This window comes from Salifodinibacter halophilus (genome assembly GCA_012999515.1).
Lineage (GTDB): Bacteria > Pseudomonadota > Gammaproteobacteria > Nevskiales > Salinisphaeraceae > Salifodinibacter > Salifodinibacter halophilus.
Genome location: JABEEB010000001.1, coordinates 306189 through 321638, shown reverse-complemented (window position 1 = coordinate 321638; position 15450 = coordinate 306189). Strand labels below are relative to the sequence as shown.

12 protein-coding genes are annotated in these 15450 nt (G+C 59.5%); 4 read left to right on the top strand and 8 right to left on the bottom strand.

What is annotated here, in order from left to right; genetic code table 11:
* Positions 1-70: 70 nt before the first annotated feature.
* Positions 71-568, top strand: a complete 498-nt coding sequence (locus HKX41_01470; protein ID NNC22829.1) for an alpha/beta hydrolase — start codon at positions 71-73, stop codon at positions 566-568.
* A 3-nt stretch (positions 569-571) separates the two neighbouring features.
* Here HKX41_01470 and HKX41_01465 read toward each other — a convergent pair whose 3' ends face one another.
* Positions 572-1588 carry a quinone-dependent dihydroorotate dehydrogenase gene (locus tag HKX41_01465; GenBank protein ID NNC22828.1) on the bottom strand — a complete coding sequence of 339 codons (1017 nt, stop codon included), beginning with the start codon at positions 1586-1588 and terminating at the stop codon, positions 572-574.
* Between the two features lie 77 nt (positions 1589-1665).
* Between HKX41_01465 and dusA the strand changes: the two genes are divergently transcribed.
* A complete protein-coding gene (gene dusA / locus HKX41_01460; GenBank protein ID NNC22827.1) occupies positions 1666-2772 on the top strand; it encodes a tRNA dihydrouridine(20/20a) synthase DusA in 1107 nt (368 codons plus the stop codon).
* A complete protein-coding gene (locus tag HKX41_01455) occupies positions 2769-3479 on the top strand; it encodes a UDP-2,3-diacylglucosamine diphosphatase (protein ID NNC22826.1) in 711 nt (236 codons plus the stop codon). Before dusA ends, HKX41_01455 begins: the two co-directional genes overlap by 4 nt.
* 120 nt (positions 3480-3599) lie before the next feature.
* Here the strand turns inward: HKX41_01455 and HKX41_01450 are convergent, their stop codons facing one another.
* The 5 genes from HKX41_01450 to HKX41_01430 all read right to left on the bottom strand — a co-directional run bounded on the left by HKX41_01450 (position 3600) and on the right by HKX41_01430 (position 12413).
* Complete coding sequence (locus tag HKX41_01450) at positions 3600-5111, bottom strand: alpha-N-arabinofuranosidase (GenBank protein NNC22825.1); 1512 nt, start codon at positions 5109-5111, stop codon at positions 3600-3602.
* A 46-nt stretch (positions 5112-5157) separates the two neighbouring features.
* Positions 5158-6555, bottom strand: coding sequence for an MFS transporter (locus tag HKX41_01445; protein NNC22824.1), 1398 nt, complete (start codon positions 6553-6555; stop codon positions 5158-5160).
* Between the two features lie 606 nt (positions 6556-7161).
* A complete protein-coding gene (locus HKX41_01440) occupies positions 7162-8616 on the bottom strand; it encodes an aldehyde dehydrogenase (protein ID NNC22823.1) in 1455 nt (484 codons plus the stop codon).
* Between the two features lie 241 nt (positions 8617-8857).
* Positions 8858-11011, bottom strand: a complete 2154-nt coding sequence (locus HKX41_01435; GenBank protein NNC22822.1) for a TonB-dependent receptor — start codon at positions 11009-11011, stop codon at positions 8858-8860.
* Between the two features lie 214 nt (positions 11012-11225).
* Positions 11226-12413: an O-succinylhomoserine sulfhydrylase gene (locus HKX41_01430; GenBank protein NNC22821.1), complete on the bottom strand. Its 1188-nt coding sequence runs from the start codon at positions 12411-12413 to the stop codon at positions 11226-11228.
* Between the two features lie 216 nt (positions 12414-12629).
* On the opposite strand from HKX41_01430, the gene pip reads away from it, so the two are divergent.
* Complete coding sequence (pip, locus tag HKX41_01425; GenBank protein NNC22820.1) at positions 12630-13595, top strand: prolyl aminopeptidase; 966 nt, start codon at positions 12630-12632, stop codon at positions 13593-13595.
* A gap of 39 nt (positions 13596-13634) precedes the next feature.
* Here the strand turns inward: pip and HKX41_01420 are convergent, their stop codons facing one another.
* Together HKX41_01420 and HKX41_01415 are read right to left on the bottom strand one after the other, a co-directional pair.
* Positions 13635-14102 (bottom strand): hypothetical protein, encoded by a 468-nt coding sequence (locus HKX41_01420; protein ID NNC22819.1) that lies wholly within the window; start codon positions 14100-14102, stop codon positions 13635-13637.
* A 117-nt stretch (positions 14103-14219) separates the two neighbouring features.
* Entirely contained in the window at positions 14220-15431 is a 1212-nt protein-coding gene (locus HKX41_01415) for an MFS transporter (GenBank protein ID NNC22818.1), read from the bottom strand.
* Positions 15432-15450 lie beyond the last annotated feature (19 nt).

Sequence of the window (15450 nt, the reverse complement as noted above, 5' to 3'; positions counted from 1 at the left end):
AATATAAGTCAGAGTATGGCGCTGAGAATAGTAAGGAGGTTCAAAGGCTATGGCCACGTTTGATAGTGAGATGGCTCCGCACTGTGTCTTCGCCCACGGTAGCGAGAGTGCGCCATGGGGCACCAAGATTCAACGGCTTGCCGAGGTGGCCGCCCCCTACGATTTCGAAATCGCCAGCCCCGACCAGCAACATCTGCGTGAAGCCACCGATCGCGTCGCAGACTTAAAACAAAATGCGCCGACCGGCTCGCCCCTGGTACTGGTCGGATCAAGCATGGGCGGCTACGTGACAGCCATGGCCTGTGAAACGCTGCAACCGGACGCCTTGTTCCTGATGGCGCCAGCATTCTATATCGATGGTTTCCCGGGCGATCCGGCTAGCTGCCCAGAGCAAACGGTGGTTGTGCACGGCTGGCGAGATGACGTGGTACCGGTCGCCTCGAGTATCGAATTCGCCCGGGCTCGCAACGCGCGGCTCCACGTGCTGGACGATGACCATCGGTTGAGTGAGAGCCTCGACTTTCTAGCGCAGGCGTTCGACGCCATGCTGCAACGCTGTCTCGATTAGGCGTTAAATCACAGCTGCCTTGGCCGCCGCCGCACATTCGCGCACCAAGCCAGGACCGCGATAGATCAGGCCGGTATAGAGCTGAACGGCTGATGCACCGGCGGCGAATTTGTCGGCCACATCGCGAGCGCTTTGCACGCCGCCAACACCAATAATCGGCAGTGTGTCGCCAAGCTGTCGCGCCAGCGCGGCGATCACCGCATTCGATTGCGTGCGTAGCGGTGCGCCGCTCAGCCCGCCCGTCTCGGCTTGCCAGCGGAGGCTGACACCTTGCCGGCTCACAGTCGTGTTGGTGGCGATAACGCCGTCCACACCGGCACGCCGTACCACACTGGCAATAACGTCGATCGACGCGCGATCGAGATCAGGGGCAATCTTCACGGCCAACGGCATCCGCCGGGCATGCAAGCTGGCCAGCCGATCGCGCTCGGCCACGACGGCCGTGAGTAACGCTTCCATTTGGGCGCCCGCCTGCAAGTCGCGCAGACCGGGTGTATTGGGTGACGAGATGTTGACCGTGACGTAGTCCGCTTGCGGATAAACCGCGGCCAATCCGGCCCGATAATCGTCGATCGCCGCATCGGCGGGTGTATCGCGATTTTTGCCGAGATTCACGCCGACCGGCCGACTTGTTTGTCGCTGCCCCAGCCGTTCGACAAGCGCGCCGACACCATTATTGTTGAATCCGAGACGGTTGATGAGCGCGCGCTCACCGGTCAGGCGAAACACGCGAGGCCGTGGATTGCCGGCCTGCGGTTTGGGCGTGACAGTGCCTACTTCGACAAAGCCGAAGCCAAATCCGGCCAGTCCATCGACAGCAACAGCATCTTTATCGAGTCCAGCCGCCACACCAACCGGATTGGCTAGCGACAACCCCATCACCTCGACCGGAGCGCTCGGTACACGCGCGCCAAAAAGCCGGTGATTGATCGCTGGACTACGCGCAATGGCGGAAAGCGTGAGCTCGTGGGCACGCTCAGGGTCGAGTTTAAACAGTGCAGCGCGCGACAGCGCATACATAGCGACGATCCATTAGTATTTGGCCGATTATGCCAGCTGGTTGGGCCCAGCACCCGAGAGTTGCAATAATGGCCCGTATGTCGGACTCGATTGCTGCCACACCGATGCCCGCTTCGCACGTCGAAGTCGCGCCTATGATGGCCTGGACCACGGCGCACCAGCGTTATTTCATGCGCCAGATCACGCGTCGCGCCCTACTCTATACCGAGATGGTCACTACCGGCGCGTTGCTCTACGGCCCACGCGAGCGCGCGTTGGCGATCAACCCGATCGAACATCCGGTCGCACTGCAACTCGGCGGCAGCGACCCCGCCGCGATGGCCGAGTGCGCGAGCTTAGCCGAATCGGCCGGCTTCGACGAGATCAACCTGAACATCGGCTGCCCCTCCGAACGCGTCCAACACAACGCTTTCGGCGCCTGTCTCATGGCCGAACCGGATACCGTGGCGGCCTGTGTCGAGGCCATGCAGGCACGTGTCCATGTGCCGGTAACCGTCAAAACGCGTATAGGCATCGACAATCAGGATGACTACTCGTTTTTGTGGACCTTTGCCGACGCCGTCCATGGGGCGGGCGCCGAGCGCCTGATCGTGCATGCACGCAAAGCCTGGCTATCGGGCTTGAGTCCTAAGGAGAACCGCACAAAGCCGCCACTCGACTATCCACGCATCCGACGCCTGGCCGCTGATTTTCCCGGTTGGCCAATCAACCTCAATGGCGGCCTTGGTGATCTCGACATGGCTGCAGCCGAAAGCCACGGCCTGCACGGCGTAATGCTCGGCCGCGCGGCCTATCAAACGCCATACATAATGGCCGACGTCGACCGGCGGTTTTTCCAAGCGCCCAACCCTGCATCCGACCGGAGCACGATCGCCCTAGCAATGCGTGATTACGCCGCCAGGCAAACCGCGGCCGGGACGCCAATCGGCGACATCACTCGCCATATACTCGGTCTGTATCACGGCTGCCCCGGCGGCCGACGTTGGCGACGCATACTGTCCGAAGGGGCACAGACACAGAACACAAACGCGGGGCCCGAACTGATCGATGAAGCGCTAGAAGCCGTTGAAGGTCGAACACCGGCGGAGACGAGGCGAACGTGCGCCGACGAACCATGTGTCGGCTCGCCCCTATACCAATCGGATGTGTCCGATCGGCCGCACCACTCCGCTAAGCCTGCATGAGCACTCATCTACTAGCCGACGTGCACCTGACGGGTGACGACGAGCCATGCGCCAAACACTTGCGTGACTATTGTCGCGGCGCCGCACGCGACGCCGATGCCGTGTATCTACTGGGCGACCTATTCGACCTTTGGCTCGGTGACGATGCCTGTTTCGAACAACATCGACATACAATCGACGCGCTCGGCGAACTATCGAAGGCCGGCGTTGCCGTTTATTTCATGCGCGGCAACCGTGATTTCCTCGTCGGGCAACGGTTTTTCGCCACCTCCGGCGCGACACTGCTTGACGATCCGTGGTTCGGACCAATCGAAGGGGTCGCGACATTACTCACGCATGGCGACTCGCTGTGTACGAACGACCCGAGTCAGCAACGCTTTCGCGCCCAATACAACAATCCATACTGGCGTGCGGCGATATTGCGACTTCCGCTTCGAGTCCGCCGCTACATTGCAAAGCGCATCCAAAACCACTCGACACACCACAAGCACCGGCATAATAGCCGGGATCTCGATGTCGCTTCCGAGGCCATTTCAAAATCCGCCGCAGATACGGGAGCGACACGTGTCATCCACGGCCATACACACCGCCCAAGCGACGACCACGTCGGCGGCGTGGACCGTCACGTCCTCGCCGCTTGGTCGTCGGCGTTCGGCGAATATCTGAGCATCGACGGCGACACCGTCACGCGCTGCCCCCTAACGTAACGTCCTGCGTTACCTCGACCGGCCTCGTGCGTTCCACGACTGCCCTATAAGCGGTCGTGTGTCGATTGCAGCATGCGTGTTGGTAACTGATGCCGGGCACTATTCACATGTTCCGAGCACCTACCCCACCTCGATGCGGATCAAGTGGTAGGAAAGCGGCTCGATTGGCCCCGTCACCCGTGTTCGGCTGCAGGAGATACCCTCGCCACGCACCGGTGCCACTTCCTCCGGGCGATCGGCCGTGTTAACCGCTTTTGTATCTGTATGGCGCAGTATCTGGTGTTCGATCAAGGAGGCCGCGCCAAAGCCCGCCATGTCGATATCAAGCGACAGAGTATCGTCGGGCGAACGGTTCACGGCAAAAAAAGCAACGGTGCCAGCATCGGCATTGTAGACACCGCTGATATCCAGCGCCGGCACCTGTTTTTCGTGCACGGTGTCGTGGCAGGGCACATCGACGTCCAGATCCAGCACCGCGCCGCGGCCATAGCGGGCGGCAAAATAGTAGGGATAGAAAATAGTCTGGCACCAGGCTCGGCCACCGGTCTCAGTCATGATCGGGGCGATTACGTTGACGAGCTGTGCGATGCAGGCGATTTTCACACGATCCGCGCGGCGAATAAGCGTGTTCAACACGCAGCCGATCAGCAGGGCATCCTCGAAGTTGTAGATATCTTCAAGCAGTGGCGGTGCGAATGGCCAGTTGGCACCCGCTACCACCTGTTTATCCTGCTCGGTGCTGTGATACCAGACGTTCCATTCGTCAAAACAGATCGCCACCTGATGCCGCGTCCGCTTCTTGGCCTTGATGTAGTCAATGACGCCGGCGACCGCGCCGATATAGCGATCCATTTTCTCCGACAGAGCGAGATAGTCGATCAGATCATCCGCATAGTTGGTGAAGTACATATGCAAAGAGATGTAATCGACCGACTCGTAGCAACGATCAAGAACGGTCGCCTCCCATTCCGGATAGCTCGGCATCTCGGCGTTGGACGAACCACAGGCCACTAGTTCCAGCGATGGGTCGAAGGCACGCAGTGCCTTGGCGGTTTCGTTAGCCAGATGGCCATATTCATCGGCTGTCTTATGGCCGATCTGCCAGGGGCCATCCATCTCGTTGCCGAGACACCATAGCTTGACGTCCCAAGGTTCGGCCCGGCCGTTGGCGATGCGCCGATCGCTCCAATAGCTACCGCCCGGGTGGTTGACGTATTCAACAAGATTACGGGCCGCGTCGATGCCCCGCGAACCGAGATTGACCGCCAGCATCATGTCCATATTCGCCGCGTCGCACCAGTCGGCGAACTCGTGAATACCGACCTCATTGGACTCCCGCGTGTGCCAGGCCAGATCCAGGCGCGTAGGCCGTTGCTCGATCGGACCGATGCCATCCTCCCAGTCGTAGGCCGACACAAAGTTGCCGCCTGGATAACGCACAACGGGGGCACCAATCTCGCGCACCAGTTCGAGCACATCGGTGCGAAAGCCGTTGCCGTCCGCACTCGCGTGCCCTGGCTCGTAGATGCCGCCGTACACGGCTCGGCCGAGATGCTCAATGAAGGCGCCATAGAGCCGGTCGTCTATGCAGGCTCTAATGAATCGCGGGTGGGCCGTGATTTTCGCTTGCATGATCAATTTCCTCGTTATGCTGTGTCGCGCGTGCCTGCAATCGACATCAGCGGTTAGTCGAGTCGTAGGCGGGTTCGCCGTCGCCATCGGGCTCGGTTACGGCGGACTCAGCGTCCATGTCGTGTCGAATCCGAACCACAAGCCGGTCGTCGACGCCAAATGCCCAGATCGCGGCGGCGAGCAGTAGATTGACTAGCGCTGGAATCAGAGTAAGCAACAGCACGATCACGAAGATCGCCGCCTCGCCTTGCTGGGCTGCATCTGCCTGATAACCGCCCAACGACAACAGATAGCCGGTGATGCCGCCGCTGGCTGCCAGCCCCATCTTGAGAAAAAAAAGATTGCCAGCGATGGTCGTGCCGGTATTTTTCTCGCCACTCTGCCATTCGCCGTAATCGTCGGCGTCCGACATCATCGCCCAGGAAATCGGCGCGCCGATGCCGTGCATATAATTGAGAATAAAGAAAAGCACGCCCACAAACACCGCGTTGGTGCCAGTCGCGAAGTAAAGTGCGACCGAGAATGCCGCTAGTAGCAGCGAGCTGTAGAAAAACACCCATTTCTTCTGCATCCACTGGGTATAGAAACCCGAGGTGGCGGTGCCGAGAATACTGGCCACCACACCAGTGGTCATAAATACCGAAATCAGCGCGGTACCCAGCCCCATCACGTACTGGGCGTAATAGATGGTTGCTCCCTGGCGCATGAAGAACTGGAGTGCCTCGAAGAACGTGATCGCCAGGATAATCAGCCACTGGCGGTTACGAGCCACGCCAGCCAGCGACGCGACGAACGAGCGCCGTTGCTCATAGCTCGGCACGATTCGCTCACGCACGTTAGCGAAGCAGAACATGAACATACCCAGCGCCACCACACTGACAAGCGCCATAGTGATTTGAAACCCCATGGCATCGTCGCCCTGCCCGATCAACTGCGTCAGTGGAAGTACGCAGGTGGTCAGAAAAATATAGACCACCCCAACCATCACGAACCGATACGATTGGCAGGACACCCGCTCCTGGTTGTTGTCGGTGATCACGTTGCCGAGCGAGCAATAGGGAATATTCACGGCTGTGTACAACAGCGACATGACGCCGTAGGTACCAGCGGCATAGGCCACCTTGGCCGTATTGCCCCAGTCCGGCGTCGTAAACATCAGAATACAGCTCACCGTCAGCGGCAGCGGAAACCAAAGCAGATAAGGCCGAAACCGCCCCCAGCGGCTATACGTACGATCAGCGATCATCCCCATGATCGGGTCTGTGATCGCATCGATCGCCCGCATAGCAATGAAGATCGTGCCAACCGCAGCCGGCGAAATGCCATAAATGTTCGTATAGAAATAGGACAGGTACATGACGACGGCAGCGAACGACATGTTGTTCGCGGCATCGCCCATACCGAAGCCGAGCTTTTCTCGGCGCGTGACCGAATCATGGGACATGGTTTTCCTCCATCTCGCGGATTTATGTCGTCACCGCTTGGGAAGCCGGCTTTTTATGCGAACGATGTGTTCCCTTCACGACGAGGGCCGCTACTATCTGGGATATGGGATAGGATCAGGTTATCTTGGCCCGGATCGAGACGATCGCTCGACCCCCGAGCCACGCTCCACCAGTGGGCGACCCGGCATCGTGGTGGGACATGCCTTGCGCTCGGCCAATGGTGTGGTGACAACGTTGTCATCGCGGTGCGAGCAAAACGCTCGGTGTCCCAATAACCCATGTGGGCAGTCATTCCGACCTCCTCAGTGGCGTGCGTGCGTCGGTTTCGATCCAACACGTGCACACATTGCCCATCTAATGTCGAACATTATTTACATATGTTCAACAAGGACTTTAGTCGTAATAGGCGCCACGCGGAAATGGCCAGGCCGTCATAACGGCGACGGCTGTGGGCAAGCGCTGGGCTCCCGTATGCCCAGGCCGCCGATGGCAGCGAGAAATGCGCCAGCGTATCTACACCGCTGGTGCGATTATCTCGCCGGTCTGATCCAGAAAAAGTGCGCTGAGCTCAGCCTAAGGCTCGCGCACAGAGTCGCAACTGCGACTCAAATCGCATACTGACGTGGGCCCTGCTGCAGAGTTAACCAGCGTAGTTCGGTAAATTCGGCGATGCCCGCCTGACCGCCAAAACGGCCGTAGCCGGAGGCTTTGACCCCACCGAACGGCATCTGAGCCTCGTCGTGCACAGTCGGACCATTGACGTGGCAGATGCCCGAACGAATTCGCTGTGCGATCGCCATGCCACGCGTACCATCGCCGGAAAACACGGCCGCCGACAAGCCATAGTCGGTGTCATTGGCCACCCGCACCAGTTCGTCATCGCCGCCGGCCACTCGGATCATGGCAACCACTGGCCCGAACGATTCCTCGTAGTAGATGCGCATATCCGGCGTAACGTGATCGAGCACGGTTGGTTGCATAACCACCGAATTCGCCTCGCCACCGACCAACACTGTCGCGCCCTTGGCCCGTGCATCCGCGATTAACTCGTTTAGATGGCAACGCGACGGCTCACCAATCAACGTGCCCAGCGGTGTGTCTTCGTGGCGCGGATCACCGGCCTGGAGGGTCGCCACCTTGTCTGCAAGCTTGTCGGCGAAGGCTTCGGCCACATCATTGGCTACCACCAGACGTTCGGTGGACATGCAGATTTGCCCCTGATGGAAGAAGGACCCAAAGGCCGCGGCGGCAACCGCAGCGTCCAGATCGGCGTCGTCAGCGACCACGAACGGCGCTTTGCCGCCAAGCTCTAGCAGCGCCGGCTTGAATACGCCCGCCGCCGTTTGGCCGATGATGCGGCCGATTGTCGACGATCCGGTAAAGTTAACCCGGGCAATGGCCGGGTGCTCGATCAACGTGCGCACCACCTCGCCGGCATTGTCCGGCGCATTGGTCACGACATTGACCACGCCCTCGCCCAACCCGGCTTCGATCAGCACCTCGCCTATCAGATGATGGACCCCCGGACACTGCTCGGAAGCTTTAAGCACCACCGTGTTGCCACAAGCCAAAGCGGTCGCGATCGCCCGCGTGCCCAGAATCACCGGCGCGTTCCACGGCGCGATCCCCAAGATCGGGCCACAAGGTACACGCATCGACATCGCCAGATTGTCCGGCACGTCGGTGGGGATTGTGGCGCCCTGGATCTGGGTAGTCAGACCGGCGGCCTCGCGCAGCATATTGGCGGCCACATGCACATTGAAACCGGCCCAACCAGCAGTGGCGCCGACCTCGTCGATCATGGTTCGCGTTAATTCATCGCTACGAGCTTCAAGCGCGTCGGCGGCAGCCAGCAACTTGGTCCGACGCTCGCCGGGCCCGGTCGCGGCCCAAAACTCGAAGGCTGCACCAGCAGCCCGGGCGGCGTTTTCAGCGTCCGCGACCTGGGCCGCCGCAGCCTGCGTAACCACGTCCCCACCGGCCGGATTGCGTCGCTCAAAGGTTGCGTTATTACTGGCCGGTTGCGCCTGGCCGCCGATCAAAAGTCCTTGTTCGCGCATGGATGCCCGTCCTCTTCATGGCTCGTTTCTCGGCGTAGTCACACCGATACGCCCGTGCCGTCGTTATATAGCGAGCACGGCATGGGCTAAATGACATTCACAATCGGCACAGGTTGTACGGTGACATGGGCACCTTGCTGCGAGCCGCATAAAAACAGGCACCGAATCGGGCATGGCCGCTCGGACAAACGGGCCTCGCCCTAGCCTCAACCCAAGTAGCCCCTGACAACGCGCCCGCGCATCAGAAACCGATCTTGATACCGGCGTACCAGGTACGATCCGGCGCCGGTTCATAGTAACGCCCACCGTAGGAGTTGATACGAATATTCGAGTAGTAATCCGTATCGAATAGATTCTTGATGCCACCGTACAACGTCAATTCGGGCTTACCGCTAATCAGCACCTTGCCGCCACGCACGTCGACCTCAGTATGGCTCGAGACTTTCGTCTGGTTGGCGTTGTCGGCGTAAATCGAGCCCGTATAACGGACATTGACCGCTCCATAACCGACGTCGGCCTTATCCCACCTGATACCGGCGAACAACGTCTGCTCGGGAATGCCCGGAATCCGATTGCCACCAAACGAGCCACTTGTATTGCTGTAATCGTCAAACTCGTAGCTCGCCAATGTGTAGGCGCCGCGCAACGTCAAATGCCACGGCAGTCGATAATGCCCTCGCGCCTCGATGCCCTTGCGCGTTGAACTACCCGCGTTGGCGTAATAATCACGCTCACTACCGCTCGCGTAGTTGACGATCGAATCCCCTACGTTGATCCAGAACGCATCGAGTTGATAGCGGCCTTGCGAGCCAATCGGTCCCTTCACACCGATTTCATAGTTGACCGCCTTCTGCAGCCCAAGTGACGGATTGAATCCACCGTTGCCTTCGGGGTTGGCAAACTCGTCGAACGTCGGCGACTCGAACGAGTTGGCGATATTGGCGTAGATGCGCTGCTTGTTCGGCAATGTGTAAATGACACCACCACTCGCCGACAGGCGATGATAGTGGCGACTGCCGGAAGCGTCGCCGTTAGTCGCCGTTACGAAATGGTCATCAACATCAAAATTTAACCAGTCGTAACGAAGTCCAGCCGTCACTTTCAAACGTTTCGTGACATGAAACGCGTCCTGGCCATAGATGGCGAAATCGGTCGCGTGTTGGTCTTCATTCTGGGTTTGCGCGCCCTTGCTGCCGAAATCGTTGTTGTAACGCTTGCGGTGGTCGAATTGGGCATGCGCGTCGAAGCCGAGAACGGCCTGGTTCTTATGGCCCCAGAGTGTGTCATGGCGCGTGACTTTCCCGCCGCCGCCGAAAAAGTTGCGGTTATACGACGGCACACCGCCATTATTGGTCTTACCAAACGGCAGAAATTCATCAAATTTGCGGTGGGTATAGAACGCGTTGAGCCGGTAGTCGGTCTGTTTGTCGAACTGATCGGTGTAGACCATGCCCGCTGTCTGTTGCGTCACGGTCTCTCGCGCGTCGTACTTTAAATTGGCCGGACGCGCATCTTTCGGATTGTTTTGCGCGCGGTCATGTGCCACTCCACCGGGGTCGAGCGAATCCGGCTGATCCAGCAACCGGGTGATGAGCTTCAACTGCCCGGTTTCGCCGATCTGGCGAGTCAGTTTGCCGGTGAAACGATTTTCCAGCACACGGCTATGGTGGCGATAACCGTCAATATGCAGGCGCGAGGCTGTTGCCGCCACGCCCCAGTCATCAAATTCGTGTGCCGATTGCAGCACATAGTGACGATACCCATCACCGCCAGCGGACACGTTGACACGGTTTAGCGGCCCATCGCTGGGCTCGAGTGTGGTGATGTTGACGATGCCACCGCTGGCGTTGCCATATTGCACCGAAAACGGGCCACGCCGGACCTGGATATCATTGATGGCCGCGCTATCAATGGCATCGGTCATAGTCGAGCCATCGACCAGGGTCGACGGAATACCATCGACGCGTACACGGATACCGCGAATGCCGAACGCCGAGCGTGCACCAAAGCCTCGGATCGACAGTCGCAACCCCTGCACATAGTTACTGCCGTTGGTTGCATAGACGCCCGGCACTTCATTGAGTGTATCGTTGAGCTGGGCCTTGCGCCGCCCCTGCAGCGTTTTATGCGCGTGCACCATCTGCACGGCAGCCGGCGTATCCAGCGCATTCTGATGCAAACGGCTGCTTTGAACCTCGACCGGCGCCAGCCGGAAAGTTTGGGGCGTCGATGACTGATCGCGGCCATCCGCCAGCGCGCTCGAGGACACGCCGATAACTAACGCGCCGACAGCCAGCGCCGAAGTTATGGGCAGCCGCCGAAGGCAAACATCGCGGCCTGCGAAGTGGCAGCGTATAACGATCTGACTGGATGCGAAGTATCCCTGATGTTGCAAGCTATCGACTCCATCCGGCGATGGCGGGATCCAATAAAAACCACTCAATATAGCTTACAAAGCCCCAGAATTCATTTCGGTCGCGTTGACCGTTATCACAGCGCTGCAGCCACTTCGCGTGACGGATATGGACCAATCGATCGACGTTCGATGCAAACGGCCGCCATTTAACGCCCGACTCCGATAGCCGATCCCAGCGTATTCACCGTTCTTGTCAGCCACCTAGGCCGGGCGCCAGATCGGCCTTGATGTCGTCGACCGACTCTAAACCGACCGATATGCGCACCAATCCCTCGGCCACGCCCGCACGTTCGCGTTCAGCCGCGGAAATCCGCGCATGGGTTGTACTCGCCGGATGCACAATGGTCGAACGCGTATCGCCGAGATTGGCCGTGATCGAGAGCATCGTCGCGCTGTTGATGAGTTTGAACGCACCCTCGCGACCACCGGCCACACGCAGCGACACGATGCCGCCAAACCCGCCCGGCTGTTGGCGTGCGGCGAGGTCGCGCTGGCGATGGCTGGCCAACCCCGGGTAGTAGACGTGTTCCACATTCGGCTGTTCGACCAGCCACTCGGCCAGCGCGTATGCATTTCGGCAATGCGCAGCCATGCGAAGTTCCAGCGTCTCGAGTGCTTTATGAAAAATCCAGGCGTTGAACGGACTCATCGATGGACCACAGGTGCGCAGACATCTAAAAACCCGGTCGCCAACGACATCGGCATCGCCGATCACGGCACCGCCAACCGCACGGCCTTGCCCGTCGAGATACTTGGTCGCTGAGTGGATCACCACATGTGCGCCGAACTCGAGTGGCCGCTGTAACGCAGGTGTACAGAAACAATTATCGACAACGAAAAGTGCCTGGTGATCGTTGGCAATCTCGGCCAAGGCAGTCATGTCGACGATTTCGGTCAGCGGATTGGACGGCGTCTCGACGAACAGCATGCGCGTTTCCGGCCGCATTGCGTCACGCCAGCCGTCGACATCGTTCGGTGAGACGAAGGTGGTCTCGATACCAAGTTTGCCGAGATAATTATTGAATAATCCGATGGTCGAGCCAAACAGCGAGTGCGCGGCGACGATGTGGTCGCCGGCCTCGAGCGTGGCCAGACAAGTCGCCAGAACCGCCGACATGCCGGAACCGGTGGCAACACAACACTGACCACCTTCCATCGCCGCCAACCGCCGGCAAAACGCATCGACCGTGGGGTTGGTAAAGCGTGAATAGACGTTGCCGGGCTCTTCACCGGAAAAGCGCGCGGCGGCTTGTTCAGCCGAGGCAAAGGCGAAACTGGAGGTCAGATACACCGGCTCGCTGTGCTCGCCGGCCGATGTACGCTCGGTACCGACACGTACGCCCTGCGTCGCCAGTTGCCAATGGTCTTCGGATTCACTCATCACTGCATCACTTTTTGTCTGAATTCAGCCAGCCGGCGATATATCGGCGGTTATTGCCTTGCCGCGCCAGGCATCCCCCGGCAGCCACCATTGTATTGTGCGCTTCTATCGGCGATTGCATAAACGCTTCACGGTTTGTCCAAGGCCAAGGTGCCGTAATGGTCGCCATTACGCATCCAGCCCGACACGGCACCCGGATAGTTTACGATTTCCATTATGGACAGCAACGCTCATAGCGCGCTTTTTTCCGTCAGCGAGCCTTTCGACGACAGTCGCTTGGCCGCGTCCGACGGCCACGAAATCGCCTACCGCCAATACGGTAACCCCAACGGCCAGCCGGCAATCATCTTGCATGGTGGCCCGGGGGCAGGTGCGGGCCCCAATAGCCCGCGTTTTTTCGACCCGGTAGCCTATCGGATCGTGGTGTTCGACCAGCGTGGCTGCGGTCGCTCAACGCCACACTCGACATTAGCCAGCAACACGACCTGGCATCTGGTCGACGACATCGAACGCCTGCGCCGACATCTAGCGATCGAGCAATGGCTGGTTTTCGGCGGCTCCTGGGGCTCGACACTCGGCCTGATCTACGCCGAGACCCATCCCCAGCGCGTAACCGCACTGATCCTGCGCGGTATCTTTTTGCTGCGCCGGCACGAAATTGCATGGTTCTATCAATCCGGGGCCAGCGCGCTGCTGCCCGAAGCGTTTGAGCAATACTATGAATTCATCCCGCCGGCTGAACGTGATGATCTCGTCGGCGCCTATTATCGTCGCTTGACCGATTCAGACTACTCGGTACGTGTCGCTGCGGCCCGGCGCTGGACGGCCTGGGAAGCCGCGGCTACTTCACTCGGCCAAATAACCAACAGCGACGGACCGAGTGATAATTTTGCAGTAGCTTTCGCCCGCATCGAGTGTCACTACTTCGCCAACGCTGGGTTTCTCGAAAGCGACGACTGGATTCTCGAACGCGTCGGCCGACTCCGCGACATCCCCGCCACGATCGTCCAGGGGCGGCTCGACTTGATCACACCGATGCGAAACGCCTGGGCGCTGCATCGTGCCTGGCCTGCGGCCGAGCTGGTCGTCACCCCGGACGCCGGCCACTCCGCATTTGACCCGAGCAACGTTCGCGCGCTCGTCCACGCCACCGAGCGTTTCAAACGACAGCGTGCGCACTAAGCACCATCACCGAATTCGGCCAACGCGAAGCGAGCTCGGTCACTTCTTTTTCGGCGACTGCAGTGCTTTTTTGAGCTCTTGCGACGTCAACCGGCCGTCGTCGTTGGTATCCAGGCGGTCGAAGTAGACGCTCATCGCTTTCTGATATTCCGATAGCGTGACGTTACCGTCGCCGTCTTGATCGATGTGTTTGAACCACGCGTCGATGCGATTACCGATCTTTTTGCGCTGGCGCGGCGACATCTGATCCGGATCGCCGTAGCGCTTGGCCATCGCCTGCCGGAATTCGTCGCGGCTCAACTTGTCATTATCGTCAACATCCATGCTGTGGAAGCGCTTGGACTGCGCAGCCAGCATTTCCTGACGGCTGATCTGGCCGTTGTTATCAGCATCCAACGACGCAAAAACGTTCTTGTTTTGGCCACCCGAACCAGGATCAGCCACCAAAATCAACGGCGTAGCGATCAGGATAAGGGTGAACCAGCGGCAACAGCGAAATAACTTCATGATCATTAACAAGCGCGGAGCAGGGAACCATATTAACCCGCTTAGAGCACGAGCGCCGCAGCGTCGCCAACTCGCACAGATCAGGTGCCCACTCCCGTTCGGTTTATCGGGCAGGAGTTAGCGTTTTTGCATTTGCTGGCGTTGCCAATACATCAACCGGATGACGACAACAACGCCAACAACCATAAGGACACCCAGCGCAAGCGTGACACCAGTCCAGTGGCCTACATACCAAAACAGACCCACGGCACTACCGACCGCGCTCGACCCGATGTAGTACGCCAGCAAGTAAAGTCCGGCGGCGTGGCCCTGGCCCGTTTCAGCCAAACGGCCAATCCAGCCGCTAGCCGTCGCGTGGCCGGCAAAAAACCCCACGGTCAGCAACGCCATACCGCTCACGATGGCAGCAACTGACGGCATCGCCATGATTCCGACACCAATACACATCAATACGCAACCAGTCGCAAGGATACGAACCCGGCCAAACTGATCGGCCAGGCGACCGGCAGCCGTCGACGTGAAGACACCGACGATATAGACCGAAAAAACAGCAGCAATCGCCGACTGGCCCAGGTTGAAAGGCGGTGCTTCGAGCCGATAACCAACGTAGTTGTAGACGCTAACGAACACGCCCATCGACAGCAGTCCCCAAGCGAAGACAAACGGCAACGCAGGGTGGCGCAGATGCCGGCCAATGGGGGCCATATGTTCGCGCAGGCGTAGGCCGGACTGTGGTTGGAAGTGCCGGGACGCAGGCAGCAAGGCCATAAAACCAACGGCTGTCACCAGGCCGATAGCACCGAGCGCGATCAACGCGGTGCGCCAACCGGCGACATCGGCAATCACGCCGGCGATCACCCGGCCGCCCATACCGCCAACCGCCGTACCAGCGATATACAAACCAGCGGCACTGCCCAAATCGGCCGGATGTATTTCCTCCGACAGATAGGCGATAGCCAATGCTGGCACACCACCGAGAGCCAGCCCATCGAGCGCGCGCACGCTGATCAAGACCGACCAGTTCGGCGCCATGGCGGCCGCGAACGACAGCATGGCCGAGGCCAATATCGACACCCCCATGACTGGCTTACGCGGGAGTGATCCGGATAACAAACCGGCCACAAACAACGTAACGGCCAACACACCAGTTGTCGCCGACAATGCCAGGCTGGCGGTCGCCGCGCCCACCGAGAAAACGCGTGATAAAACAGGCATCAGCGGCTGCACGCTGTATAGCGTCGAAAACGTCGCAAAACCGGCCAGCACCAAGGCTAGAACAGCACGGCGATACGCCGGTGTGCCGCGCATAAGACCCGATGCGTTAGTCATACAACGGCCTCCGTAGGCG